This window comes from Mesorhizobium sp. CNPSo 4684 (assembly GCF_057784315.1).
This window is the reverse complement of record NZ_JBWLUX010000003.1, coordinates 174259-199982: the sequence shown is the minus strand read 5'-3', so window position 1 is coordinate 199982 and position 25724 is coordinate 174259. Positions and strand designations below refer to the sequence as shown.

Below are 25724 nucleotides of genomic sequence, written 5' to 3'. Positions count from 1 at the left end.
TCCTAAGACACCTTGGCTTAGCCAAGGTGTCGGAAACTGGAAGGCGGTCGCTCCACCCACGCTTCGATCTGCTCGGTGACGAACCTGGCTGCCTGATGGTGGATGAAGTGGCCCGCTCTGGGCAAGGCAATCACGGCGGTAACGTTGTCGACTTCTCGGAAGGTCCCGTCAAAAGCGCTGGCCGGCACATAGGGATCGTCGGTGCCGAACAGCACAAGGGTCGGCGCCTTGACCAAAGGCAGTTGGCTCAGATCCGGCACTCTGCCAAGCGGTATGTTGGCCCTGTAGTAGCCCAGCATCGCTTCCGGATCGGATCGCCTGAGCGAATCAATCAAGGCTTGCTTGTCCTGTGGATCGGTGACCCAGGTGGCGAGTTCATCGATGTCCAGCCTCTGGGCAGCGCCTGGGACCTGGAAGCGGCGTATGTATCCGGTGATCTCGGCATTGGCCGGATCGGCAATAGCACGCAGATGGTTGCGGGGGTGAGGCGTCGACAGCAGGACGAGATGGCGCACGACCTGCGGCACGCGCATAGCCAGCCACCATGCGATGATCCCGCCCCAGTCATGGCCGACAATCGCGGCCTGGGTCAGCTTTTCCGCCGCAAGAACGGCCAGCACGTCGTTGACCAAATGCGTCAGCACATAGTTGCCGTAGCCCTGTGGCGCATCGCTTTGTCCGAAGCCGCGCAGGTCCGGCGCGATCACGCGATAGCGGCCGCAAAGCGCTTGCATCTGCCGGCGCCAACCCATTCCGTGATCGGGAAAGCCATGCAGGAAGACGATCGGCGGGCCAGAGCCCGCCGCCGTGTAGTGCAATTTGACGTTGCCGTTGACCGCGATCCTGGATTCGAACATCGCGCCCAAGCTCACCGCGTGCCGGCTAATACCGTCACATTTTGACTTCGAGACGAAGGAACGGGCCGTGGAAGGTCTGGGTGGTGCTGTCCGCATTGATAAGCAGATTGTGCCACTGCTCGATCTTGTAGCCGGCCGTAAAGGTCGCGCCTTCGAGGGGCATCCAGCTCAGGCCGGCCGAGGCGTCGAGATTTGTCACTGTCTGGTTCTCGGACTCGCTCCCCAACGGGACAGAGCCGTGTTCACCCGTTGTGAAGTCGTATTTGAATCCCGCGCGGTTTTCACGGCGGCCCCACATGACGGAGCCGGAAACAGCGCCTGTCAGCCCCCAGGTTTCGTTCAGCGGGTAGTATGCCTCGGCGCCGACACGCGGGCCAATGCCCCAATATTCCGACGATCCTATCTTATCGACGGTGCCGCCCTTGTCGGCTGGATCGTCCGGGTTGAAGCCTTCGGAGGCAACAACTCTTTCATCCGAATGCACCAGACGCAGACCGCCAAAGAAGCGGATATCGGCGGCCTGAACCTTGACGTGCTTACCGACGTCGAAATCGAACGCCTGGAAACTGTAGTCGTCGCCGTAGCCTATGGTCAAAAAGCCTTGCGGTATCTGGCCACTCTCTTCCCAGGAACGGTTCTTGCCCAAGTGAAACGCACCTGCAAGGCGCCAGTCCATGTCCGACGAAATCTGCTTGGTCAGGGCGATCGAACCTGAGAAGTCACCGTTGCTATTTCCGAGCTTGTCGGTGCCGCCGGTCTTGTCGTCCTCATGGACATTGTTTTGAAAGAACGCGCCCTCGAAGGCGATTTTGACGCGTGAATCGATGACCGACTGGTCTGTGGCCTTCGCATCCTCTGCATGCGCGGCAATCACGCCCACCGAAGTCACCGAAGCGGCGGATGCCGCAACAGTCGCCAATAGTTTACCCGGTGCCCTAGCCCGCATCTACTTAACCCCGCCCAGAATCTTGCCCTAAAACCCAGCATTACAGACATACCCTAACGGCATATTGCAGCAAGTCCGGCCAGCAACTTTGCGCTGTAGTGTTGCGGCTTTGCCACGGTGCCTCGGTAGCGCGGGTGGACAGATGTGGTAAGCGTCGCTCCAGGGCTGACCGAGCCGCGGCTGACAGGGGGTTTGGTGGACAATCCAGCGCAAATCGAAAGCGTGCTCAACAACCTTGTCTATGCGCTTTTCGCCCAGAGCGGGCAGGTGGGGCCGAACGGGAGAGCCCGAGATCTCGGCAATCTGACTGTCTTCGACGATCCCGAGGCCGTCGACGTCATCGTCAAGGCGCCGGAGCTCTTCCGAAAGAACTTCTCCCTGATCTCGGCCCTCGGGTTTAGCCGCTTCAACACCAATGACGAGGACTGGTCTGTCCGGCGCGCCATCACCCAGGATATTTACCTGGCGGCCGCCAGGCCGGCGCAGCAGCATCCAGTGGCGGAAATCTATGCTGCAGGTCTTTCCGGCACCGAGGCTACGCTAACTGCGATTCAGCATGCCCTGTTCGCTGCGTCGATGACGATATTTTACCGGGCTTTCGGCCTTGTTCCCGATATGGCGGCTACACTCTTGCTGCTCGACAGGGTGCGCGATGTGTTGAGGCGTCTCCAATATTATTCCTGGGTGACTCCGACGACCGCCGAACGCGCGAATGCTATCCAGGATGCCCGCGCGGTGATTGCCGATTTCGCATCGCTGCTGATGGCGGATTCCCGGGCGGCGGCCGAGATGGACCGCTTTAGAAGCGAGGCCCGCGACGTTGAAGGCTTTTCGCCGGTGGAAGAGTTCGTCATGAATTTCTTCGCCGGCGTCGAGACAACGGTAACGACCGCACTTTGGGTGATCGATCGGCTGGGGGCCAACCAGCAGGTGCAGGAGCGCATCCATTCCGAGGTCCTCTCAGGCGACGCGCATACGCCGTACACCGATTGCTTGATTAACGAGACGATGCGTTATTTCCCTCCGATACCGTTTCTGACCCGCGAAGTGGGCGCTGACACGACACTCGACGGCCGAGATTTACGCGCCGGGCAGCTGATCATGGTGTCGATCATCGGCGTGCACCAGCATCCAGCCTTCTGGGAAAACCCGCGTACCTTCGACGCCAGCAGGAAGGAATTCATCGAGAACAGCTTCGACCGACGGGCTTTTATTCCGTTCCTAACCGGACCGCGCATGTGTGGTGGCGCGCGTCTCGGCCGGCTGGAAGTCAAAGAGGCTGTTCTCGCGGTAATCCGCCAGTTCGCCTTCAGCCGTGCTGACGATGTGATCAGGTTCGACTATGGGTTGGCGCTACGGCCGGCGGAGGGGGCTTCGATCAGTGTTTCGCGTAGATGACTCAAGGTCAGGCATGTTCCTGCCAGAACCGCCGGATATAACCCCCGAATTGCCTTCCGATCATGGTCTTGAACTCGACATCATGCACATAGCGCTTGCTTGTCGATATGGCTTTTGACTTCAGCGCGAAGCCTGGGAACCAGGTGCTCATTGTGGCGGATGCGTTTTCCTGCTGGTCCGCGATAAAGTCCTCGTAGAACACATGAGCCACCCTGCGGCGATCAACAGTGTTCAGGTAATTTTTCCACCTGATTTCTCTATCGAAAATATACTGCGCGGTGTCTCGGACAACTTTCTCGCTCAAAGTTGTCACCGTGGGAATCCCAGGCAGCTTCTCCTGACTGTCGAACGGCTGGCCCGTGTGGAGCATCGAAAGCAGGCTGATGGTCTGATCTACCTTGTTTCGCCTCGAGAGGAAAACGTAGAACGAGTTGTCGTCGTCATCGCCGATTGAACTGCGTGCGAATGGCAGGTTCTCATAGAAGATCTTGGCGCTGAAAACGCCGTTCTCGGTCCGTTTCTCCAAGAGATGGCGACCGTAGGCCGGCGCCTGCTGATTGAGTTTTTCAACGTCCATTGTGCCGTCGATCGACCACCGTCTCATCAACGGCAAGGCATACTGCCACTGAAAATACTCGGTGGGTATTCCCAGACCGAGTTGCTGAAGGACCCGACAATAGGAATGCCCGGCCGTTCGCGGCGTCGTGCAAACCAGGATCTTGGCGGGATCTTCGACCAAGCTTTGGCGGTCATAGGTCTCGGCGATAAACTTGCTGTATAAATCGTCGAATTGCATCTACGGAATCACCCCCGCCACGACAGATCCAGTTTCAGACGGCAGACAGGAAACCAAGGATGAGCAGGGCTTGGTCCAACGTCATCAGCGACGGCGGATTGCCCGCATCGATATTGTCTAAAAGTCCCAGATCTGGCCGGATCACCCGCGTCCGGTCAATGGCCTGCCTGTCGATGAAATGGCTGTCACGGCCGTACATCAGCAGAATGCGGGCGTCGATTCTTGCCGCGATCGGAAAAAGATCATATTCGCGTCCGGTCATGGCTCCGAAATTCCCAGTCGTGGCCGGGTCGTAGGCCAACCGGAAACCATCCTGACTGGCCGCGATCCTGTTCTCGACATAGCGGTTAAATACCGCTTCCTCGACCGGGCCCATGACGGCCCTGGTGGCGCTCAGATAATTCTTCGCCGCTGCGCGGGTCTCGAACGCAAGCGTACTTTCCTTCATGACTTCGTTTCTCATCGCGTCGACCTTCGGCCCGCCGAGCATTGGCACGTCGTTGAGAACGATTTTCGCGGCCTTGGAGCGTGTCATGTGCAGAAACAGAAGCAAAATCGTGCCGCCCCACGAAGTACCGATGAAGTGGTTCTCCGTACCAGCGAACTCACCGAGTGCACGCAGGCATTTGGAGTAGAGGTTGATGTCGTATCCTGAACCCAGATAGGCGCTGCGTCCGCGTCCCAACAGGTCCGGGCAGATCACCAGGAAGCCGTTGCGGCACAGGAAAGTGGCGAGGTAGTCAAAGTCGGCGCCGTTGCCGGTGAAGCCGTGCAGGCAGAAGACTGTCGCACGCGGCGTGCCGGCAGGCCGCCAGATGCGCACAAACATTGCGGCATAGCGGTCATCCAGCCGGATGAGTATCTCTTGCGTCAGCGCCTCGGCGGATTCGACCGATTGCATCAGACGTCGCGCTTGCGGACGGCTCGCTTGACCGAGCCGCGGTTGTCGATGAAGTCGCGTTTCCAGAATACTGATTTGTCGAGGTTGATGAGTTTGGCTTTTTTGATCAGCGGCAGGATATGGGACGAGGATCGCGTCGCCAGCACCGTCACCGCTGTGGCATCGCCATCGGGGAAGGGATTAAGCGGCCCGCCATTTATTGCCCAGGCCTCGGCTATCTCGCGGCTGGTCTGGATCCAGCCGACATAAGCGACGATGGCATCGTCGATCGAACCGATCATGTGTGTCTGCTGATCCAGCTGGTAACGAAGCGTCTTCACCATCAGGCCGAACTCATAGCCGTCGAAAGGCGGGTAGTGCGCAATGAAGTTGGAGACAAGTCCGAGCGAAAGCGGATTGCTGGGAATACGAGAAAACAGAAGATTGCTCATGCCGAGATTATTGACCCCGCCCACCCCAGATCATAACGATCATCCGTACTCGCCACGAAACATGAAAACAATCGGAATCAAGGGACTGCGGCGGCTGACTATGTCGCGTATCCAAACCGAATGTCGCGCGCTCGGAACGCATCCAGATTGTCAAGCCAAACAAGTTTTGCCCGAAGCAGGAGAAAAAGAATGGCCGATGACAGCCCTTTCACCGTCGATGCGGACTGGTTGCAGAGCCGGCTTGGTGAGCCCGGCCTGACGATCGTCGATGCGTCCTGGTATCTGCCGGCGCAAAAGCGCGATGCGCGCGCCGAGTATGAGGCGGCGCATATTCCGGGCGCGCGCTTCTTCGATCACGATGCGGCCTCGGACCCGGATGCCAAGCTGCCACACACGCTGCCGTCGCCGCAGCATTTCGCGCAATATGTCGGCACGATGGGCATTTCGGCCGACGACACCATCGTCGTCTATGACGGCCCAGGTTTCTTCTCGGCGCCGCGCGCCTGGTGGATGTTCCGCGTCATGGGCGTGTTCCAGGTCTATGTGCTGGACGGCGGCTTCGACCGCTGGAAGGCGGCGGGCCGGCCGGTGACGGCGGAACCGACGAAGATCGCGCCGAATGTGTTTTATGCCGATTTCGATGCCGCCCGGGTCGCCAGCCTCTCCGACATGCGCCGCATCGTCGAAACGAAAGAGAGCCAGGTTGCGGACGCCCGTGGCGCCGGCCGCTTCACCGGAACCGAACCCGAGCCGCGCGCCGGTGTCCGCTCCGGTCACATGCCTGGCGCGCGCAACCTGCCTTATACGGCGCTGTCGCAAGATGGCGAGCTGTTGTCGAAGGATAGGCTGCGCAAGGCCGTTGAGGATGCCGGCATCGACCTGTCGAAGCCTGTCGTCACCTCGTGTGGCTCTGGCATCACCGCGGCTGTCGTCACGCTGGCGCTGGAGACGCTTGGCCACACCGACAACAGGCTCTACGACGGCTCATGGACCGAATGGGGCGGGCTGGCCGATACGCCCGTTGCAACGGGCAAGGAATGATGGCGATGGAAAACGGCGTGTTGGACGACATCGAGGTTACGGTGACGTTTCTGGAAATGCATGTACCACCGGCCTATTCGCCGCCGGTGCCCTACAACAAGCAGATCGCGCTGTTGAAGACCAAGGACATTCCGCTGCATTTCTACCGCTACCTGATGGATCGGGTGGGGCGCAAATGGCATTGGGTCAATGTGCTGCGGCTGGACGATGACGAGCTTGCGGCCGGCATTCACCGCGAGGACCGCGACATCAGGGTGCTTTATCTCGACGGCGCGCCGGCGGGGTTCTTCGACCTCAAGCCGCATCTGCCGGAAGAGGTCGAGCTCGCTTATTTCGGCATGATGGAGCATGCGACCGGGCAAGGCATCGGCCGCTGGTTCCTGGGCGCGGCGATCGCCGCCGCCTGGTCCTACGGGCCGAAACGGGTGACGGTGCAGACCTGCACGCTCGACCATCCGGCCGCCTTGCCGCTCTACCAGAAGCTCGGCTTTGCGCCGGTGGCGCAAAAGAAGGAGACCGTGCATCCGCTGCCTTTTGCCGAGCGCTCGGCCAGCGTCATGCGGCCCTAATCTCTCCGAAAGATGAACCAGCCGTTCATCGGCGCTTCAGGCTGCCTTTGCCATGGTGGCGTCAACACTGATGGGGCCGTTGCCGAGGAGAAAGATATGCTGAGCCGACGTACATTTGCCGCAGCGCTGATTGCAGTGCTTGCGGTGCCGACCCTTGGGCCGACCTTGGCCGCCGCACAGGCGGCCACGCCATCGGCGGCAACGATCGAGCGACAGCTCGACGCGGCGCCCCGGGTGAAATTGCGCCCGAACCAGCGCGTGACCATCCGCGAATTCAAACGGCGGCCGGATCTGAGGCGCCAGGCGCGCTCGATCGAGATCCAGTCGATCAATTTCGCCTTTGGCTCGGCGGCCATTTCCAGTTCGCAATACGGCAAGATCGAGAACATCGCCGACGCGCTGGAGCGCATCCTGCGCCGCGATCCCCGCGCCCGTGTGCTGATCGAAGGCCACACCGATGCGGTTGGCTCCTTCCAGTCGAACCAGGTCCTGTCGGAGCAACGCGCCGCCTCGCTGAAGCGCACGCTGGTGCGCGAATTCGGCGTGCCGGGCTATGCGCTGGAAACTGTCGGCTACGGCGAGGAATTCCTGCTGGTGCAGACCCAGGACGAGAACTGGCGCAACCGTCGTGTGACGCTGCGCCGCTTCGACGATTTCATCCGCTGACCAGGACAGGTTTCTGAAGCGTTTCAGCAGTCCGGCTTGAAATGGCCGGGCTGCTGGCCGTCTCACAGCCTTGGCAGGAATCGGGTGGGAGGCACCTGCGTGGCAGCATATTCTCAGGTCAAAGACACCGGAGATTCAGCCATGACCGTTCAGTTCAAAGCCTTGCCGACAGAAGACGTCAGAGCGCTGCAGCGCGGCGGTCCGGACGCCTATGGGCAGACGCCCGAACGCAGGATTTCCGATGGTGACGGCGTGCCTTGCCGGCATTGCCTGAGAAACGTCGCCGCAGGTGATGGCTATCTGATCCTGGCCTACCGGCCGTTTCCTGAGTTGCAGCCCTACGCCGAGACCGGACCCATCTTCCTGCATGCGCAGGAGTGCGAACGTGCCGCCGACACAGAAGCGCTGCCGGATATGCTGGAAAGCAGTGACTATATCGTGCGCGGCTATGGAGTGGATGACCGCATCGTCTATGGCAGTGGCGGCGTCATCCCGACGGACGCGATTGCGGCGCGGGCGAAGACGCTGTTTGAGCGCGATGACATCGCCTATGTCCATGTCCGCTCTGCACGCAACAATTGCTATCAGTGCCGCATCGAGCGCGCGTGACGGCGACGCAAAAAAATGCCCGCCGGTCGTCTGGCGGGCAGTTGGGAGCCGTGTGACGGATGCTGCCGCCGAAGAGGTCTGCATAGGAGACATCAGGCGTTCGGGAGGCAACTGGGGCCGTCAAGTTGGCGATATCTGTCTGCGCAGGTTATTCGATTGCCTGATGTGAAGCACTTCACACAGCGCCCAGCGATCGTCGGACATGGCGGTACCGGTTGAGAGCTGTCGCACTCCCGTCGTATTCATACGCTAAGAGAGAGATGTCGATGGATTTGCCGACCGCGGATGAACCGGCGGGAATCTCGACGACTGAGGAAGCGGGGCTTTGGCTCCGCTTTTTTGTTGTCTGCCAGCCTGTTCAATTCCGACGTCAGGATCTTGGACAAAGAAAAACCCGCCGGTACAACCGGCGGGTGAAGGAGGCAGAACAGATTAAGTCAGGTCAGGCGGCCAGGACCGCCTTGGGTTCTACCAGCTCGTAGCCGAGAGCCTCGGCGACGGCGCGATTGGTGATCTTGCCCCTGTGGACATTCAACCCGTTGCGCAAATGATGGTCGTCAACAAGCGCCTTCAGGCCCTTGTCGGCGAGCTGCAGGCCGTAATGCAGCGTCGCGTTGTTGAGCGCGTGCGCCGAAGTGACCGGCACGGCGCCAGGCATGTTGGCGACGCAGTAATGGATGACGCCATCGACCTCGTAGGTCGGATCGGCGTGGGTGGTGGCGTGCGAGGTCTCGAAGCAGCCGCCCTGGTCGATGGCGACGTCGACCAGCACCGAGCCCTTCTTCATGCCCGACAGCATTTCGCGGGTCACCAGCTTGGGTGCCGCCGCGCCCGGGATGAGCACAGCGCCGACGACGATGTCGGCGGAGAAGCATTCTTCTTCCAGCGCCTCGACAGTCGAATAACGGGTGTGGACACGGCCGGCAAAGAGGTCGTCGAGCTGGCGCAGGCGCGGGATTGAACGGTCGATGATGGTGACGTCGGCGCCAAGGCCGGCGGCCATGCGGGCGGCATGCAGGCCGACGACGCCGCCGCCGAGCACTGTGACTTTACCGGGCAGCACGCCGGGCACGCCGCCGAGCAGCACGCCGCGGCCGCCATTGGCCTTCTGCAGCGCCGTGGCGCCGGCCTGGATCGACAGGCGGCCGGCGACTTCCGACATCGGCGCCAAGAGCGGCAGGCCGCCGCGGTCGTCGGTCACGGTCTCATAGGCGATTGCCGTGACGCCGGAGGCGAGCAGACCCTTGGTCTGCTCGGGATCGGGAGCCAGGTGAAGATAGGTGTAGAGGATCTGGCCATCGCGCAGCTGCACCCATTCATTGGGCTGCGGCTCCTTGACCTTGACGATCATGTCCGACTTGGCGAACACATCTGCGGCGGTCTTGGCAATGGTGGCGCCGGCGGCGCGATAGGCATTGTCATCGGCGCCGATGCCGGCGCCGGCGCCGGTTTCGACCAGCACCTCATGGCCATGCGCGACATATTCGCGGACAGAGCCCGGCGTCAGGCCGACGCGGTATTCGTGGTTCTTGATTTCCTTGGGGCAACCGACGCGCATTCTTCTTCTCCTGATCCGGCCCTTGGGGCTCGTTCCCTTTATCAATGTAGTCAACCACGAATCGTTGCGCGGATGTTTGCGAATGCGCTTGCGCGCCGTGGTGCGTTTCGATAATCGTTGCGCCAAATTGCAGGATTTTCGCAGGAATCACGAAAAATGCCGCTCGACAGGATCGATATCGCCATTCTTGAGACTTTGCAGAAGGATGGGCGCATACCCAATGCGGCGCTCGCCGAGCGGGTCGGCCTGTCGCAGTCGGCCTGCTCGCGGCGCCTCGACAATCTGGAGAAATCCGGGACCATTCGCGGCTATCACGCCCGGCTTTCGAATGCAGCGCTCGGGCACCAGATGACGGCGATCGTGCACATCTCGTTGTCGGGGCAGTTTGAAAAGACGCTGTCGGATTTCGAGGCGGCGATCAAGCGCTGCCCGAATGTACTGTCCTGTCATCTGATGTCAGGCGAATACGACTACATCCTCCGCATCGCCGCCAAGGACCTGGTCGACTATGAGCGCATCCACAAGGAATGGCTGTCAGCGATGCCGCATGTGACCAAGATCAATTCGTCGTTTGCCTTGCGCGAGATCGTCGATCGCACGGCCATGGGGATGAAGCCGGAAATGGCTTAGGCCGAAGCCTCGGTCACCAACTGGTCCATCGGGATGTCGTGCGGCTGCGGGTAGATGGTCGCGATCCGCTGCAACCCGTAGCCGACGCCGATGACCAATGGCTTGAACGGCATTGCCGCCAGCGTGCGATCGAAGAAGCCGCCGCCATAGCCCAGGCGGTAGTTTTGCGGATCGATGCCGACGATCGGCGAAATGACGATGTCGGGAAGCACCGGATCGCCTTCGGCGGGGATCGGGATATTCCAGACGCCTTTTTCCAGCCGGTCGCCAGGAACGTAGGCGCGGAAGATCAGCGGCTGGCCCTTCTCGATGACGATGGGGAGCGCCGTGCGGCCACCGCGTTCATTGACCGACGCTATCCAAGGCCGCAGGTCCGGTTCGCCGCGAAACGGCCAGTAGAGGCTGACCATGCGGCCGGCAATGTCGCCGATCACCGCGTCGAGACCTTCGGCGATACTTTGCGACATCGCCGTCCGCATGTCGGCGGAAACCGCCAACCGCGCCGCGATCAGCCGTTCGCGCTCAGCCTTGCGCCAACGTCGTACGTCGGTCCAGTCGGTCAATGGCGCGCGAAAGCCCGGATCGAGTTCGTGCACGAAGCAAGGCGGCGAAGAATATTGCGCCGGGCCTTCGCCGTCTTTCGCGCCCTGACTATCGTTGGCCATGCCTCACTCCCGTGGTTCCTTCCCCTGCGAGGCTATACCCGTCTGAGCCTGCCGACATGGGCATTCGCGACATTGGAGGGCGAGTCCGGGGCAGCCTTGATGCATGGCAGTCTTGCGCTCCACGACATTGTTGCGGTGCACAAAAATCACTAGATAAGGACGCTGAAGACGAGGTGAGTGCGATGAACGAAACGGGCCATCATGTCGTTGTCGTCGGTGCGGGATTCGGCGGTCTCGAACTGACCCGGGCACTGGCCGGTGCGCCGGTGCGCATCACCATCATCGACAAGCGCAACCACCACCTTTTCCAGCCGCTGCTCTACCAGGTGGCAACCACATCGCTGGCGACCTCGGAAGTTGCCTGGCCGATCCGTCATCTCCTGCGCAAGCGCAAGGATGTGACGACGCTCCTGGGCAATGTCACCGGCGTCGATCGTGCCGGCAAACGCGTGCTGCTCGAGGACGGCAGTTCGGTTTCCTATGACACGCTGGTGCTCGCCACCGGAGCGCGCCACGCATATTTCGGCCATGACGAATGGGAGCCTTTCGCGCCCGGGCTGAAGACGCTTGAGGACGCTACCACCATTCGCCGGCGCATCCTGCTTGCCTTCGAGCAGGCCGAGCGCGAGACCGATCCGGCCACGCGCCAGGCGCTGCTGACGCTGGTTATCGTCGGCGGCGGCCCGACCGGCGTCGAGCTTGCCGGCACCATTGTCGAACTCGCGCATGAGACGCTGCGCGGCGAATTCCGCACCATCGACACGCGGCAAGCGCGTGTGGTGCTGGTCGAGGCCGGCGACCGCATCCTGGCCAATTTCGCGCCGGTACTGTCCGACTATGCGCGCAAGGCGTTGGAGCGGCGGGGCGTCACGGTCGAACTCGGCCGCGCCGTCACGCGGCTGGATGCCGAGGGCGTCGTCTTTGGCGACACGCATCTGCCGGCAAGGACCATCCTCTGGGCCGCCGGCGTCGCCGCTTCGCCCGCGGGAGAATGGCTGGGCGCGCCGGTCGACCGGGCGGGCAGGGTGATGGTCGAACCCGATCTGACCGTGCCGGACAGTCCCGAGATTTTTGTCATCGGCGACACCGCGCATGTGTTGCGGCCGGATGGCAAGCCGGTGCCAGGCGTGGCGCCCTCCGCCAAGCAGGAGGGCAAGCATGTCGCCGCGACGATCAAGGCACGGCTGGCAGGCGATAGCGCGCCGCGTCCTTTCCGCTACAAACATGCCGGCGACCTGGCGACGATCGGCAAGTGGGCAGCCGCGATCGATTTCGGCTGGATCAAGCTTACCGGCTGGTTCGCCTGGTGGCTGTGGGGTGTGGCGCACATCTACTTCCTGATCGGCTTCCGCAACCGGCTGTCGGTATCGCTTAGCTGGCTATGGATATATTTCACCGGCCAGCGCAGTGCGCGGCTGATCACCCAGGGCGACGACGACAAGGGCTGAGGTCTTCTCTTCGGCCACGGCAATTCATCCAGCCGTCACCTTTTGCTGATCGACTGACTTCCCGATGGACATGGCCGGTTTTCGGCGCGAAGGTTTCGGCGGGGCTGGAATATTCACGTCGCTGGGAAGGAAAACCAATGTCGCCTTTGCTCCACCCCGTCTCCCGTCGCGGTTTTCTTGCCGGCGCCGCTGCCAGCGGAGCGCTGATCATGCTGCATCCGTTCTCCGCCCGCGCTGAGGCCAATCAGGCGCATCTGAGGATCATGGAGACGACGGACATCCACGTGAATGTCCTGCCTTACGATTACTACGCCGACAAAGCGAACGACACGATGGGCCTGTCGCGGACGGCCTCGCTGATCGCTGCGGTGCGCCAGGAAGCCACCAATGCGATGCTGATCGACAATGGCGACCTTTTGCAGGGCAATCCGATGGGCGACTACATCGCCTACGAGAAGGGACTGAAGGACGGCGACCTGCATCCGATCATGAAGGGCATGAACCTGCTCGGCTATGAATGTTCGACGCTCGGCAACCACGAGTTCAATTACGGCCTGTCGTTCCTGGACAAGGTTCTGGCCGGGGCCAATTTTCCGTTCGTCTGCGCCAATCTGATCCGCGGCACCGAGCTCGCCGCCAACCCGCGCGACGACAAGCTCTATCTCAAGCCGTACGTTATCCTGGACAAGAAGATCAAGGACGGGTCGGGCGCAGAGCAGCCGATCAAGATCGGTATCATCGGCTTCGTGCCGCCGCAGATCATGGTCTGGGACCTGAAGAACCTGGAAGGAAATGTCCGGACGCGCGACATTGTCGAGGCGGCCAAGGCCTGGGTGCCTGAGATCAAGGAGGAGGGCGCCGACATCGTCATTGCGCTCTCGCATTCGGGCATCGATATCAAGCAAGGCGACGGAATGGAGAACGCCTCGTTCTTCGTTGCCGGCGTCGAGGGCATCGATGCGGTGTTCACCGGCCATCAGCATCTCGTCTTCCCCGGCAAGAAGGATTTTCAGGCGCTTGATGGGGTCGACACGGAGAAAGGCACGCTGCAGGGCAAGCCGGCGGTGATGGGCGGCTTCTGGGGCTCGCATATGGGCCTGATCGACCTGCTTCTGGAACGCGACGGATCGACATGGCGCGTGGTTTCGGCGACCTCGGAGGCACGGCCGATCTACGAACGCGTCGACAAGGCAAACAAGCCGACGGTGGCGGACGACCAGCGCATCGTCGATGCGCTGAAGGCGGACCATGAGGCGACACTTGCCTATGTCCGCCGTCCGGTCGGCAAGACCTCGGCGCCGCTCTATTCCTATTTCGCGCTGGTGGCCGACGATCCGTCGGTGCAGATCGTCAACCAGGCGCAGAGCTGGTATCTCAAGGACATTCTGAAGAGCACGCAGTGGAAGGATGTGCCGCTGCTGTCGGCGGCAGCGCCCTTCAAGGCCGGCGGGCGCAACGGGGCCGACTACTACACCGACGTGCCGGTGGGCGACATCGCCATCAAGAACGTCGCCGATCTCTATCTCTATCCGAATACGGTGCGCGCGGTTGAGATCACCGGGGCGCAGGTCAAGGAATGGCTGGAAATGTCGGCCGGCATTTTCAAGAAGATCGAGGCCGGGAAGGCCGACCAAGCGCTGATCGACACCGAATTCCCGTCCTACAATTTCGATGTGATCGACGGCGTCAGCTACAAGATAGACCTGTCGCAGCCGCCGAAATACGATGCCAAGGGTGGCGTCGCCAATGCCGGCTCCAGCCGCATCGTCGACCTCAGCTTCGATGGCAAGCCCATTGATCCAGCATCGAAATTCGTCGTCGCCACCAACAATTACCGCGCTGGCGGTGGCGGCAATTTCCCTGACATCAACGCCTCGAAGATCATCTACGAAGCGCCGGACACCAACCGCGATGTGATCGTGCGCTATGTCGTCAGCGAGGGCACGATCAATCCGTCGGCCGACGACAATTGGTCGTTCACGCCGCTGCCCGGAACCAGCGTCTTGTTCGAGACCGGTCCCAAGGCGAAGGATTTTATTTCAGGGGTGAAATCGCTCAAGATCGAGCCGGTCGGCGAGGGCGAAGCCGGGTTTGCGAAATACCGCATCCTGCTTTGAGGGAACGGGCGGGCAAATACCCGCTCGCACTACGCCTTGTAGACCACCTGGCGCACGTCGATGTAGCTGGCTCTGAAGCCGGCTTCGCAATAGTGGAGATAAAACTCCCATAGCTTCTTGAAGCGGTCGTCGAAGCCGAGCGGGACCATCTTTTCCCACGACTGCCAGAAGCGGTTGCGCCATTCGGCCAGCGTGCGAGCATAGTCGTCCGGAAAGACGCGCTCGCACAGATGGGCGAGACCATGGTCTTTGCCCAGCGACTTCAGGATCGACGGCGTCGGCAGCATGCCGCCCGGGAAGACATAGCGCTGGATGAAATCCGGCCGCGCGCGATAGGTGTCGTAGGCGGCTTCGTTGATGGTGATGATCTGCAGGCCGGCGGTGCCGCCGGGTCTCAGGCAGGCCTTCATCTTGCCGAAAAACACCGGCCAGTATTTTTCACCGACCGCCTCGAACATCTCAATCGACGCGATTCGGTCGTAAGTGCCTGTTTCGTCGCGGTAATCCTGCAGCTTGATGTCGACCTTGTCGGCAAGCCCCGCCTTCTGGATGCGCTCCTTGGCAAAGTCGTGCTGTTCGCGGCTGATGGTCAGTCCCGTGACGCGGCAGCCGATCTCGCGCGCGGCAAATTCGGCAAAACCGCCCCAGCCGCAGCCGATCTCCAGCACATGGTCCTTTTTGCCGATGCCGGTGTCCTTGGCCAAAGCGCGATATTTGGCGGCCTGCGCACTTTCCAAATCGTTGGCGCCGGTGGCATAGAGCGCCGACGAATAGGTCATGCTGGGATCGAGCCATTGCTTGTAGAAGGCATTGCCGAGGTCGTAATGCGCCGAAATGTTGCGCTTCGAGCCGGTGCGGGTGTTTTCGTTGAACCAGTGGCGGATGCGCTGGACGGTGTTGATGAGCCAGTTGGCGCCGCCGGCGACGCGTTCGCCGATGGCCGAGTTAACGACGAATAGTTCGAGAAAGCTGGTCACGTCAGGGCTTTCCCAGTCGCCATCCATGTAGGATTCGGCAACGCCGATGGTGCCGCCGGAAAAGGCGCGGCCGGGCAGGCGCCAGTTCTTCAGCACCAGTTCGGCGTCGGGACCGGGCGCATTGCCACCGACAAGAACGGCGCGGCCGTCTGGCATCCTTACCTTGAGCGAGCCGCGCGGCAGTTTCATCGCCGCCGACAGCACCATGCGCGCCTTGGCCGGCAAGCCTTTGACGATCTCGGCGAAGTTGAGCTCGTCCAGCCTGATGGCGTCGCCGACGCCCTTGTGTTCCCTAGCAGCCATCCCACATCCCCCTGGACTTCCGCGGGGACGGCGCAAGATCTGCCGGCCTCCACATCCTCCACATTTCATTCGCAAGCGCAAATCATTCGCAGGCGCGAACGCCGCTGCCCGCGTGGATTTTCGCCACAATCTTCCATGGCATTGGCCGAAACTTCAAGAGGCAAGCTTTGTGCGGCACTGACCCAGGTCGCCGGCCTGAGGCCAGAATCCGCGGGACAGCACGGCCCTCGGAGAAATCACTATGGTTCCGAACAGACACATACGTTAGCTTCAGTCATGCGTTACGTCGTCGTCATCATGGCCATCGCCTTTTTCCTGATCTGGGACGGCCTCTATAATCAGGGCCGCTATCTCGACACGACGGTCAGGGAGATGTCGCGCATCGTGCGCTACGTCACCGGCGGGGGCTAGTTTTGCACCTCTGCAAAGTCGCCTCCCGGCGCTGCCGGGCGCGACATTGTGGCGGTTGACGCGACGGTTCCGCTCACACAAAACATGCCGGCAAATCGAACGTGGAGGCAGGCGTGATCCGGCATATCGTTTTCTTCAGCGCACGGCGCAAGGACGATGTCGAGGCTGTGCGCACGGGCTTGCTCAACCTGGGCAATATCCCGCATTCAAACCTCTTCGAGGTGACGCTCAACACCAAGGTCGACCCGCTGTCGGACGCGATCGACGTGGTCGTCTATGCCGAGTTCGAGGACGAGGCGGCCTTGGCCGCCTACAAGGCGCACCCGCTCTATGCGGAGACAACCAGCCGGGTCAAACCATTGCGCGAATTGCGCTATTCGGCCGATGTCGTGGCGGTGGCCTGATCAGCCGGCAAGAGGCCTCGCCTTCTTCACAGCCGGAATTCATACATCGACGTGCGCGAGCAGCCGAAGCCTGCCTTGAACGGCTCGTCGCCAATGGTGAAATCGAATGAGGTGCCGCGTCCGCTGCCCACGCCGCCATGACAAGGTCAAGTGCGACGCGGCCGCGCGGGCGGACGCCATCGCGATCCGGGCGCCACCGGCGGAAACGCTTGAACCAATTTCCGGAATGATGCACACCGCGCCGGCATGACCAGCGCAACCCATCCGCTTGACCATCTGGTGCTGCCGACGGCGAGCCTCGCCTTGGCGCGGGCGCGGCTGACGTCGCTTGGCTTCATCGTCGCGCCAACCGGCATACACCCCTTCGGCACCGAAAATTGCTGCGCCTTCTTCGCCGACGGCACCTATCTCGAACCGCTGGCGATCGGCGACGAACAGACGGCAGCGCGCGCGATTGCCGACGGCAATGTCTTTGTCGCGCGCGATCGCCTCTACCGTGCCAGCCTGGGCGACGAGGGATTTTCCGCCGTAGTGCTGGGCACCGGCGACGCCGATGCGGACCATGCACGTTATGTCTCGGCCGGCCTGTCGGCCGGAGACGTGTTGAGTTTTTCCCGCGCCTTCACCGACGCCGCCGGGAAGAGCGATATGGCGTCGTTCAAGCTGGCTTTCGCCTCCGGCTCTGGGGCAACAGACGCCTTCCTGTTCGCCTGCGAGCGGATCAACGCGCCCAAAATCGATCGCACGGCGTTGCAGGGCCATGCCAATGGCGTGACCGGCATTGCCGAAATCGTCGCGGTCAGCGACGCGCCTTCTACACAGGCTCTGCTGATCTCGGCAGTGGCTGGCTCGAAGCAAGAGAGCGGCGCGGTCTTCGATCTGTCGAATGCGTGTCTGACCGTTCTCGATCCTGCGGCTTTCACCGCGCGCTTCAAGATTGCGGCCGGCGCGCCGACGAAACTTCGTTTCGCGGCGATCGTCTTTTCGGTCCGCAGTGCCGATGCCACGGCAAGCCTGCTTGCACACAACTCCATCGAGCACGATATAGCGGGCAATGATATTGTCGTGCAGCCGGCATCCGGACAGGGCGCGGCTTTCATCTTCCGGGAGATCCCATGAGCAAGCCGCAAGCGTCCAATTCGATGGCGCCCAATTCGGCGGTAACCGTCGGCAACGTCGTTTTCGACAACAATGCGGCTCTGGCGCTGATTGCCGGCCCATGCCAATTCGAATCGCGCCAGCACGCCTTCGACATGGCCGGCGCGCTGAAGGAACTGACCGGCAAGCTCGGCATCGGCCTCGTCTACAAGACCAGCTACGACAAGGCCAACCGCACCTCACTCTCGGCAACGCGCGGCGCCGGGATGGATGCAGCACTTCCGGTCTTCGACGAGTTGCGCAAGGAATTTTCGCTTCCCATCCTAACCGACGTCCACACCGAGGAGCAGTGCGCGATCGTCGCGCCGCATGTCGATGTGCTGCAGATCCCGGCCTTCCTGTCGCGTCAGACCGACATGCTGGTCGCGGCCGCCAAGACCGGCAAGGTGATCAACGTCAAGAAGGGCCAGTTCCTCGCCCCCTGGGACATGAAGAACGTCGTCGCCAAGATCACCGGGTCCGGCAACCCCAATGTGCTCACCACCGAGCGCGGCGCTTCCTTCGGCTACAACACGCTGGTGTCGGACATGCGCGCTTTGCCCGTGATGGCCGAGATCGGCGCGCCGGTGATTTTCGACGCCACCCATTCGGTGCAGCAGCCGGGCGGGCAGGGCGGTTCTTCCGGCGGCGAGCGTCGCTTTGTCGAAACGCTGGCGCGCGCGGCCGTTGCTGTCGGCGTCGCCGGCGTCTTCATCGAGACCCACCAGGATCCGGACAATTCGACCTCGTCAGACGGTCCGAACATGCTGCCGCTGAAGGACATGCCGGCTCTGCTCGAAAGACTGATGGCGTTCGACCGCATCGCCAAGAACGCTGGCTGACCGGCCACGGTGACGGCCAGCTTGTAGTCGGCAAAGGCCGGCTGTAGGCTCCTCCTTGCAAATGAGCGTCTTGGCAGGAGGAAGCCATGTCTGTCGCCCGCGTCACCGAAATCACGTCGTCGTCGGAAAAGAGCTTTCAGGACGCCATCGAGATGGGAATTGCGCGCGCCGCAAAGACCCTGAAGAACGTCGAAGGCGCCTGGATCCAGGACCAGAAGATCGTCGTCGAGGACGGCAAGATCGCGGCCTATCGCGTCAACATGAAGGTGACTTTCATCCTCGCGGAGTAAGCGCCTGCCAACTCCTTGTTGGAGCATGATCTTTTCCGAAAACCGGTTCCCACTTTTCGGGATCATGCTCTGAAAAAATCGGGAACTTTAGCCCGCGCCCCTCATTGTCAAAGTACGATCAACGACAATAAGGAGCATCAGACATGACCACCCAGACAGGCCATACCGAAGCCATCGCCGCTTCGCGCGTCATCGGCACGTCGGTCTACAACACCGAAGGCAGGAACATCGGCAGCATCGAGGACGTCATGCTCGACAAGACGTCGAACGGCATCATGTTCGCGGTTATCGGCTTTGGCGGTTTTCTCGGCATTGGCGAGAAGTATCACGCCATTCCATGGGCGAGCCTCGACTATGACGAGGACAAAGGCGGCTACGTCGTGCCGTTCTCCAAGGACCAGCTGAAAGCGGCTCCAGCCTATTCGATCAATGAATTGGCCGGCGCCGATGGCGAGGCCGCACGTGACGCTTCCTATGACTACTACAAGGTCACGCCCTATTGGCATTGATGCGGGCGCTGACGCCTGACGTGAAAAGGCCCCCGAGGGGGCCTTTTCAATCGATGGATGGCCCCTATTCGCCGGCGTAAAGCGTCGACAACTGCGTTGCGGCCTTTGGCGGCTGCTGGTTGTCGCATGACGTCAGGAACGCCGCCGCGATCAAGAACAAACTCACGATACCGCTCAACTCAGACATGGCGAAACTCCTCCTGTTTCGCCCCGCGCGGCATGATCCTAATCGACGCCCCGAATGTTGCTCGTGAATTATCGTGACGCCATGTTGTCGAACGTGATCAAGGCGTGCTCAACCGAGCAGTCCCGCATTCTTCACTGCCTTGAAAATCTTCTCGTGCCAGGCAATCCGGTCCGCCTCGCCATTGGCCGGCGTGGTCGAATTGGCATTGCCGACGTTGATCGCGCGCGAGATCTTTTTGATCAGACCGGAATCGGCAAAGGCATTGCAGCCTGACTCTTTCCATTCGGCGCAAGCTGCGAGCAGCGAAATCTGCGGGTCCTCGATCAGGCCAGGATGGTTGGCGAGGTCGACCTTGGCGAGCTTGCCTTTGGCCGTGTACGCGTCGCGCCCCGTGGTCTGGAACGTGCCGCCACCGCGGAAATTGAAGCCGTCCAATGTTCCTTTCACATTGCCCATCCGCCCGCCATACGCCCAGTCGCCCAGCGCTTCCGGCTTGCGCAGCAGATTGTCCTTGATCCACTGATCGGTCTTGCTGGCGGCTCGCGATTTCCACGCCTTCCGGATCGCGGCCACGGTCGTGTAGGTCAGGGACTCGCGAATGAGGGTGAAGCCACCGGTTTCCATCGCTGCCTGTGCGAAGAAATGCATCAGCCGATCATAGTTGTTGCACACGCCATGATCGCCGAGTGTTTTGAGGCCTTTGTCGGAGGTAAAGGCGCCGATGTAACCGTCATAGATCGCCCGCCTGGAACCGCTTGCCGGTCTCGGCGCGAATTTCTGGAAGACCGCTGCGGGCAAGCCCTTCTTCGGATCGCCCGCAATCGCTTCGAGCATGCTCTCGACGCTCTCGGTCGACAGCACCGGTTCGCCTTCGATGACGACCGAAGCTTTGGGAATTGGCTTGCCGTTGGTTTTCGGGAAACCACTGCCGGCAAAGGCTTTCAGATCGTCGATGAGGGCGATCACCCGGGTTCGGCTCTCCGTGAAGTCCATGTCGGAAAGCGGACCGCTCACCTTCTTCGTCGGATTGATGCATCCGACGCTGGATAGGAAATTGACGCCTGGATGAATAAGGATTTCGGTGCGCTTGTTGGTCTTAAGCAGTTCGAGTCCAGGTTTGGGTGGCGTCTTGCCGCTGGTGTAACCGATCGTCACATACTTGCCTCCGGCCTGTGTCGCCAGCGGGTAGGTGCCGGGCTCGATGCGCCTGCCGTTGTCTTCTTTGGAATTGTCGCCAGGGCCGCGAGATTCACACACGAACCCCGATAAACCCGTGACTGCCGTGCCGTTGTGAAAGACTTTATAGGTTCCAACCGTCCTGCGCCTGGTACCCCTCATATGTTCGACTTGCCGGCTAATAAGAAGTTCCCAGCCATTACCTGAAATTGTTGCCATTCCCACCTCTCCAAAGAGTTAGTCTTGTTTCCTTCATTCAAACAGTGCGCGTTGGAGATGCGACCCTAACATCTTCGATGTCTCTGCATTGTGATGTTTGTCACGTTGGTGGCTGACTCTTTTGAAGCATCGGCTGGAGTTTGTCTGCCGCCTGGTATTTCGTGACGAAGGCATTGCCGCGATAAAGGGGAGGGGCGCGCCTCATGCGGCGCCAGACATATGAGGTCAGGTCGGGCTGTTGCGTTCAGATGGCGTCGCCCATGCCCCAGGCTGGGGCATGGGCGAATGTCACTATTATTTCATGCCATTCCCAATTGCCTTTTACGGCACTTTGGCTAAGAGGGGCGCGACGCTTAATCGATCAATCGGGGACATCGCAATGACCGCCATCGTCGACATTATCGGGCGTGAAATCCTGGACAGCCGTGGAAATCCGACCGTCGAGGTCGACGTCGTTCTCGAAGACGGCTCGATGGGCCGCGCCGCGGTGCCGTCCGGCGCCTCGACCGGCGCCCATGAAGCCGTCGAACTGCGCGATGGCGGCGCCCGCTATCTCGGCAAGGGCGTGCTCAAGGCAGTCGAGGCCGTCAATGGCGAGCTGTTCGAGGCGATCGGCGGCATGGAAGCCGAAAACCAGATCCATATCGACCAGACCATGATCGAGCTTGACGGCACCCCCAACAAGAGCCGGCTCGGCGCCAACGCTATTCTTGGCGTGTCGCTGGCAGTGGCCAAGGCGGCCGCGGAAGCCGCCGGCCTGCCGCTCTACCGCTATGTCGGCGGCACCAAGGCGCATATCCTGCCGGTGCCGATGATGAACATCATCAATGGCGGCGCGCACGCCGACAATCCGATCGACTTCCAGGAATTCATGATCCTGCCGGTCGGTGCGCCGACGCTGCGCGAAGGCGTGCGCTGGGGTTCGGAAATTTTCCACACGCTGAGGAAGAAGCTCAAGGATGCCGGCCACAACACCAATGTCGGTGACGAAGGCGGTTTTGCCCCGAACCTGAAGAGCGCGCCGGTGGCGCTCGATTTCATCATGGAATCGATCGAGAAGGCCGGCTTCAAGCCGGGCGAAGAGATCGCGCTCGGCCTCGATTGCGCGGCGACCGAATTCTTCAAGGACGGCAATTACGTCTATGAAGGGGAGAAGAAGACCCGCGATCCCAAGGCGCAGGCCAAGTATCTGGCCAAGCTTGCCGCCGACTACCCGATCATCTCGATCGAGGACGGCCTGGCCGAGGACGACTGGGAAGGCTGGAAGTACCTGACCGATCTGATCGGCAAGAAGACGCAGCTGGTCGGCGACGATTTGTTCGTCACCAACACGGCGCGTCTGCGCGACGGCATCCGCATGGGCGTTGCCAATTCGATCCTGGTCAAGGTCAACCAGATCGGCTCGCTGACCGAGACGCTCGACGCCGTCGAGACCGCGCACAAGGCCGGCTATACCGCTGTGATGTCGCATCGCTCGGGTGAGACCGAGGATTCGACCATCGCCGATCTCGCCGTCGCCACCAATTGCGGGCAGATCAAGACCGGTTCGCTGTCGCGCTCAGACCGCATGGCCAAGTACAACCAGCTGATCCGTATCGAGGAAGAGCTCGGCAAGCAGGCGCGTTACGCCGGCAAGTCGGTGGTGAAAAGCTGATCTGCGCGTCCTCGGTCAGGCCCTTGGGCAAGATTTGGGCGACATGCACCAGCGAGCTTGAACCGGAACGCTTTCTGCTGCGGCGGAAAGCGCTCAAGCGTTTCCCGTGCGATGTACGCCTAGCCCCACCGAGAGATTTGCAGTGATTTTCTGCATTGCATCCGGCGCGTTTCGGTCGACACCGTAGACGAAGCCTGGGAAATCGAGCGGTTTCTGGTGAGACCAGATGGCCTCATGCTGGTCCGGAGGCAGGAGCTGAGCCGGATCGCCCACGGCAATCCAGCCGATCGGTACGACCGTGCCAGGTTCGAGGCGGGTGCGCAGGTGAACGATGCCATTGATGCGGACTTCCGATCCGCGCCCTATGTGCGCACCATGGAAAACCGCCGCACCTGTAGCGATAAAAACTTCATCGCCGACCTCTGCACCAACCATGTGGCTGTTGGGGCCTACGAGGCAATAATTCCCGATAGTACAAGGATGACTTGCCGTGGCCCGGATCACCGCATTTTCCAACACGATACAGTTGCGGCCAATGCGGATCGATCCGCCAGACTCCGCCACAAGGCGGGCGCCATGCATGACCCGGCTGCCGGCGCCAATGACGACATCGCCGGATATTGTGGCATCCGGAGCGGCCCAAGCATCGGGATCGATGGCAGGCGAATGCCCCGCATAGGAAATGATCATCGCTCGCTCTCCTTTCTCTCGATCTCAGCTGCTCGGCGGCCGATCGGGCAAATTTTGGGTCCGCAAAGATCATGCTCGCAGAGGCGACAGGTTGTTCTCGCGAAAGGACGGGAAGTGGTCGCGCCCGCAAGAATCTCGTCCAGCATGGAAACAAAGCGCCGCCGCTCATCCGGTTGCAGCACAGACAGCAATCCGTCGAGCGCGGCGAGCCGGAGAGCCTGCATTTCCCTTACCTGTGCGTGGCCAGTCTCCGTCAGCGTCAGCGGAGTGACACGACCCTCCGGTTTGCCGCGCCCTATCAGCGCCTGCCGTTCCAGCCCGTCGATCAAACGCACGGCAGTCGGTTGACTGACGCCGACGACCTCGGCGAGCTCCGTCGTCGTCAACCCCGGTTTGAAGTGCAGCATCGACAGCACCGCCGCCGCGCTCGGTGAAAGCTCTCTCAAGGACGCTTCCGTCCTGTCGCGAATCATGGCGCCGAGCGCGCCGAGTTTGTTGGCGTCTAACAATTGCATAGCGTATGCATATATTACTTCAGGAGAACGTCAACTGCTTTTCGCGCATGCAAGCTGCGACCGCAAAGGATGGAGAAGAAAAATCGACGAGGTGGACGCAACCTGCCGGGTGGGTCATTTCCCGCTCGCAAAATCCCAGGGTCCGTAACCGTCCATTAAGCACAATCGGGCGAGATAAGGAGGTCAAAGGATTGCGACCATGTGGACACGCCAGCACAAGCAGAGAAACACCGGCCGGCTGATCATCCCGTCGCTTTGCGTGGCGTTCCTGGCGTATTTCGGCTTCCATGCCTATCATGGCGAGTTCGGCATCTATTCCAAATACCAGCTCGAAGCGCAGACCGTCGAATTGCAGGCCAAGTACGATGCCATCAAAGCGCGCCGGGTCGATCTGGAGCGGCGCGTCCAGCTGATGCATGAGGGCACGCTTGAGAAGGATATGCTTGACGAGCAGGCGCGCAGGGCGCTCAATCTGTCTCAGGCGGATGAAATTACCATCATGCTGCCGACTAACTCGAAATAACCTGAGTTCAGTTAATCACTGTTATTTCCAATGATTTTAATCGCTTAGACGCATGACAGCCATGCATTTTTCAGCATGGCGAAACGCTTTCTCGCGTGTTAGCCTCTTTCAAATCGGTGGGGAGAGCTGATCTCCCTCGGAGCAGATTTTCGTGCTGCTCTCGTGTCCGCAAAGAGACGCCAACAGGGAGTGATGCATGGCCACCGCCGCCAAAAAAGCGCCTGCCAAATCCGTCAAATCGACATCCGCCAAATCCACGGGGCTTTCCGCCCCCAAACCAGCCGAATTCACCAAGGACGAGGAGCTAGCCGCCTACCGGCACATGCTGCTCATCCGCCGCTTCGAGGAAAAAGCCGGCCAGCTCTACGGCATGGGCTTCATCGGCGGCTTCTGTCACCTCTATATCGGCCAGGAAGCGGTCGTCACCGGCATGAAGATGGCGCTGATCGACGGCGACCAGATGATCACCGCCTATCGCGACCACGGCCACATGCTGGCGATGGAGCTGTCGCCGCGCGGCGTCATGGCCGAGCTGACCGGTCGCCGCGGCGGCCTGTCGAGGGGCAAGGGCGGCTCCATGCACATGTTCTCCAAGGAGAAGCATTTTTACGGCGGCCACGGCATTGTCGGCGCGCAGGTGTCGCTCGGCACGGGCCTCGCCTTCGCCAACCGCTACCGCGACAACAACAATGTGTCGCTGACCTATTTCGGCGACGGCGCGGCCAACCAGGGCCAGGTCTATGAAAGCTTCAACATGGCCTCGCTGTGGAAGCTGCCGGTGATCTACATCATCGAGAACAACCGCTACGCCATGGGCACGTCGGTGTCGCGCTCGTCGGCCGAAACAAATTTTTCGCACCGCGGCGCCTCGTTCAAGATCCCTGGCATCCAGGTCGATGGCATGGATGTGCGTGCGGTCAAATCCGCCGGCGATCAGGCGACCGAATGGTGCCGTGCCGGCAACGGACCGATCATCCTCGAAATGCAGACTTATCGCTACCGCGGCCATTCGATGTCCGATCCGGCGAAATACCGCTCGAAGGAAGAAGTGCAGAAGATGCGCTCCGACCATGACCCGATCGAGCAGGTCAAGGCGCGGCTGACGGCCAAGAAGTGGGCAAGCGAGGACGAGCTCAAGAATATCGACAAGGAGGTCCGCGACATCGTCGCCGACGCCGCCGAATTCGCCCAGCACGACGCAGAGCCGGATCCGTCCGAGCTCTGGACCGACATCGTATTGTAACGGGAGGGCAAG

At 61.1% G+C, this 25724-nt stretch carries 29 protein-coding genes; 17 read left to right on the top strand and 12 right to left on the bottom strand.

Features of this window, described 5'->3' with window-relative positions; genetic code table 11:
* Positions 1-17: 17 nt before the first annotated feature.
* Positions 18-857 (bottom strand): alpha/beta fold hydrolase, encoded by an 840-nt coding sequence (locus AC04SG_RS04075; RefSeq protein WP_488550032.1) that lies wholly within the window; start codon positions 855-857, stop codon positions 18-20.
* Positions 858-891: 34 nt separating this feature from the next.
* Positions 892-1776 (bottom strand): Lpg1974 family pore-forming outer membrane protein, encoded by an 885-nt coding sequence (locus tag AC04SG_RS04070; protein ID WP_488550031.1) that lies wholly within the window; start codon positions 1774-1776, stop codon positions 892-894.
* Positions 1777-1998: 222 nt separating this feature from the next.
* Here AC04SG_RS04070 and AC04SG_RS04065 point away from each other — a divergent pair, with 222 nt between their 5' ends.
* Positions 1999-3201, top strand: coding sequence for a cytochrome P450 (locus tag AC04SG_RS04065; RefSeq protein ID WP_488550030.1), 1203 nt, complete (start codon positions 1999-2001; stop codon positions 3199-3201).
* Between the two features lie 7 nt (positions 3202-3208).
* On the opposite strand, the gene AC04SG_RS04060 is transcribed toward AC04SG_RS04065, so the two are convergent.
* The 3 genes from AC04SG_RS04060 to AC04SG_RS04050 are packed head-to-tail and all read right to left on the bottom strand — an operon-like array spanning position 3209 to position 5329.
* Positions 3209-3997, bottom strand: a complete 789-nt coding sequence (locus AC04SG_RS04060) for a Stf0 family sulfotransferase (RefSeq protein WP_488550029.1) — start codon at positions 3995-3997, stop codon at positions 3209-3211.
* A 34-nt stretch (positions 3998-4031) separates the two neighbouring features.
* Positions 4032-4898 carry an alpha/beta hydrolase gene (locus AC04SG_RS04055; protein WP_488550028.1) on the bottom strand — a complete coding sequence of 289 codons (867 nt, stop codon included), beginning with the start codon at positions 4896-4898 and terminating at the stop codon, positions 4032-4034.
* A complete protein-coding gene (locus AC04SG_RS04050; RefSeq protein ID WP_488550027.1) occupies positions 4898-5329 on the bottom strand; it encodes a hypothetical protein in 432 nt (143 codons plus the stop codon). The genes AC04SG_RS04055 and AC04SG_RS04050 overlap by 1 nt, the downstream gene beginning before the upstream one ends.
* A 189-nt stretch (positions 5330-5518) precedes the next feature.
* Between AC04SG_RS04050 and sseA the strand changes: the two genes are divergently transcribed.
* From sseA to AC04SG_RS04030, 4 genes are all read left to right on the top strand, one after another.
* Positions 5519-6370: a 3-mercaptopyruvate sulfurtransferase gene (sseA, locus tag AC04SG_RS04045; RefSeq protein ID WP_488550026.1), complete on the top strand. Its 852-nt coding sequence runs from the start codon at positions 5519-5521 to the stop codon at positions 6368-6370.
* Positions 6371-6375: 5 nt separating this feature from the next.
* On the top strand, positions 6376-6939 hold the full coding sequence (locus tag AC04SG_RS04040; protein ID WP_352558829.1) for a GNAT family N-acetyltransferase: 564 nt from the start codon (positions 6376-6378) through the stop codon (positions 6937-6939).
* Positions 6940-7035: 96 nt separating this feature from the next.
* On the top strand, positions 7036-7605 hold the full coding sequence (locus AC04SG_RS04035; protein ID WP_488550025.1) for an OmpA family protein: 570 nt from the start codon (positions 7036-7038) through the stop codon (positions 7603-7605).
* Between the two features lie 141 nt (positions 7606-7746).
* Positions 7747-8214 (top strand): DUF1203 domain-containing protein, encoded by a 468-nt coding sequence (locus tag AC04SG_RS04030; protein WP_488550024.1) that lies wholly within the window; start codon positions 7747-7749, stop codon positions 8212-8214.
* A gap of 442 nt (positions 8215-8656) precedes the next feature.
* Here AC04SG_RS04030 and ald read toward each other — a convergent pair whose 3' ends face one another.
* Positions 8657-9772: an alanine dehydrogenase gene (ald, locus tag AC04SG_RS04025; protein WP_436260054.1), complete on the bottom strand. Its 1116-nt coding sequence runs from the start codon at positions 9770-9772 to the stop codon at positions 8657-8659.
* 156 nt (positions 9773-9928) lie between these two features.
* Between ald and AC04SG_RS04020 the strand changes: the two genes are divergently transcribed.
* On the top strand, positions 9929-10402 hold the full coding sequence (locus AC04SG_RS04020) for an Lrp/AsnC family transcriptional regulator (RefSeq protein WP_056588675.1): 474 nt from the start codon (positions 9929-9931) through the stop codon (positions 10400-10402).
* Here AC04SG_RS04020 and AC04SG_RS04015 read toward each other — a convergent pair.
* Entirely contained in the window at positions 10399-11067 is a 669-nt protein-coding gene (locus tag AC04SG_RS04015; protein WP_488550023.1) for a 5-formyltetrahydrofolate cyclo-ligase, read from the bottom strand. The genes AC04SG_RS04020 and AC04SG_RS04015 overlap by 4 nt on opposite strands.
* Before the next feature lie 182 nt (positions 11068-11249).
* On the opposite strand from AC04SG_RS04015, the gene AC04SG_RS04010 reads away from it, so the two are divergent.
* On the top strand, positions 11250-12515 hold the full coding sequence (locus AC04SG_RS04010; RefSeq protein WP_488550022.1) for an NAD(P)/FAD-dependent oxidoreductase: 1266 nt from the start codon (positions 11250-11252) through the stop codon (positions 12513-12515).
* A gap of 137 nt (positions 12516-12652) precedes the next feature.
* The gene (locus AC04SG_RS04005; protein ID WP_488550021.1) at positions 12653-14632 is read left to right on the top strand and encodes a bifunctional 2',3'-cyclic-nucleotide 2'-phosphodiesterase/3'-nucleotidase; all 1980 of its coding nucleotides are present in this window, start codon (positions 12653-12655) and stop codon (positions 14630-14632) included.
* A 29-nt stretch (positions 14633-14661) separates the two neighbouring features.
* On the opposite strand, the gene AC04SG_RS04000 is transcribed toward AC04SG_RS04005, so the two are convergent.
* Positions 14662-15912, bottom strand: a complete 1251-nt coding sequence (locus tag AC04SG_RS04000) for a class I SAM-dependent methyltransferase (protein WP_488550020.1) — start codon at positions 15910-15912, stop codon at positions 14662-14664.
* Positions 15913-16188: 276 nt separating this feature from the next.
* Between AC04SG_RS04000 and AC04SG_RS03995 the strand changes: the two genes are divergently transcribed.
* From AC04SG_RS03995 to AC04SG_RS03970, 6 genes are all read left to right on the top strand, one after another.
* On the top strand, positions 16189-16323 hold the full coding sequence (locus tag AC04SG_RS03995) for a hypothetical protein (RefSeq protein ID WP_281401903.1): 135 nt from the start codon (positions 16189-16191) through the stop codon (positions 16321-16323).
* A 113-nt stretch (positions 16324-16436) separates the two neighbouring features.
* Positions 16437-16727, top strand: coding sequence for a Dabb family protein (locus tag AC04SG_RS03990; RefSeq protein WP_192254207.1), 291 nt, complete (start codon positions 16437-16439; stop codon positions 16725-16727).
* Between the two features lie 246 nt (positions 16728-16973).
* Complete coding sequence (locus AC04SG_RS03985; protein ID WP_488550019.1) at positions 16974-17846, top strand: VOC family protein; 873 nt, start codon at positions 16974-16976, stop codon at positions 17844-17846.
* Positions 17843-18706, top strand: a complete 864-nt coding sequence (gene kdsA, locus AC04SG_RS03980) for a 3-deoxy-8-phosphooctulonate synthase (protein ID WP_488550018.1) — start codon at positions 17843-17845, stop codon at positions 18704-18706. The genes AC04SG_RS03985 and kdsA overlap by 4 nt, the downstream gene beginning before the upstream one ends.
* A gap of 86 nt (positions 18707-18792) precedes the next feature.
* The gene (locus AC04SG_RS03975) at positions 18793-18996 is read left to right on the top strand and encodes a dodecin family protein (protein ID WP_352558853.1); all 204 of its coding nucleotides are present in this window, start codon (positions 18793-18795) and stop codon (positions 18994-18996) included.
* 143 nt (positions 18997-19139) lie between these two features.
* Positions 19140-19505, top strand: a complete 366-nt coding sequence (locus AC04SG_RS03970; protein WP_192254199.1) for a PRC-barrel domain-containing protein — start codon at positions 19140-19142, stop codon at positions 19503-19505.
* A gap of 64 nt (positions 19506-19569) precedes the next feature.
* Here AC04SG_RS03970 and AC04SG_RS03965 read toward each other — a convergent pair whose 3' ends face one another.
* Both AC04SG_RS03965 and AC04SG_RS03960 read right to left on the bottom strand, forming a co-directional pair.
* Positions 19570-19692 carry a hypothetical protein gene (locus AC04SG_RS03965; RefSeq protein WP_488550017.1) on the bottom strand — a complete coding sequence of 41 codons (123 nt, stop codon included), beginning with the start codon at positions 19690-19692 and terminating at the stop codon, positions 19570-19572.
* Positions 19693-19800: 108 nt separating this feature from the next.
* Positions 19801-20949, bottom strand: coding sequence for a glycoside hydrolase family 19 protein (locus AC04SG_RS03960; RefSeq protein WP_488550016.1), 1149 nt, complete (start codon positions 20947-20949; stop codon positions 19801-19803).
* A 517-nt stretch (positions 20950-21466) separates the two neighbouring features.
* Between AC04SG_RS03960 and eno the strand changes: the two genes are divergently transcribed.
* On the top strand, positions 21467-22741 hold the full coding sequence (eno, locus tag AC04SG_RS03955; RefSeq protein WP_488550015.1) for a phosphopyruvate hydratase: 1275 nt from the start codon (positions 21467-21469) through the stop codon (positions 22739-22741).
* A 93-nt stretch (positions 22742-22834) separates the two neighbouring features.
* On the opposite strand, the gene AC04SG_RS03950 is transcribed toward eno, so the two are convergent.
* Both AC04SG_RS03950 and AC04SG_RS03945 read right to left on the bottom strand, forming a co-directional pair.
* Positions 22835-23431, bottom strand: a complete 597-nt coding sequence (locus AC04SG_RS03950; protein WP_488550014.1) for a gamma carbonic anhydrase family protein — start codon at positions 23429-23431, stop codon at positions 22835-22837.
* The gene (locus tag AC04SG_RS03945; RefSeq protein ID WP_488550013.1) at positions 23428-23946 is read right to left on the bottom strand and encodes a MarR family winged helix-turn-helix transcriptional regulator; all 519 of its coding nucleotides are present in this window, start codon (positions 23944-23946) and stop codon (positions 23428-23430) included. Before AC04SG_RS03945 ends, AC04SG_RS03950 begins: the two co-directional genes overlap by 4 nt.
* A 199-nt stretch (positions 23947-24145) precedes the next feature.
* On the opposite strand from AC04SG_RS03945, the gene AC04SG_RS03940 reads away from it, so the two are divergent.
* Together AC04SG_RS03940 and pdhA are read left to right on the top strand one after the other, a co-directional pair.
* Positions 24146-24469: an FtsB family cell division protein gene (locus tag AC04SG_RS03940; RefSeq protein WP_112561783.1), complete on the top strand. Its 324-nt coding sequence runs from the start codon at positions 24146-24148 to the stop codon at positions 24467-24469.
* Between the two features lie 196 nt (positions 24470-24665).
* Positions 24666-25712, top strand: coding sequence for a pyruvate dehydrogenase (acetyl-transferring) E1 component subunit alpha (pdhA, locus tag AC04SG_RS03935; protein WP_112561782.1), 1047 nt, complete (start codon positions 24666-24668; stop codon positions 25710-25712).
* Positions 25713-25724: the final 12 nt, after the last annotated feature.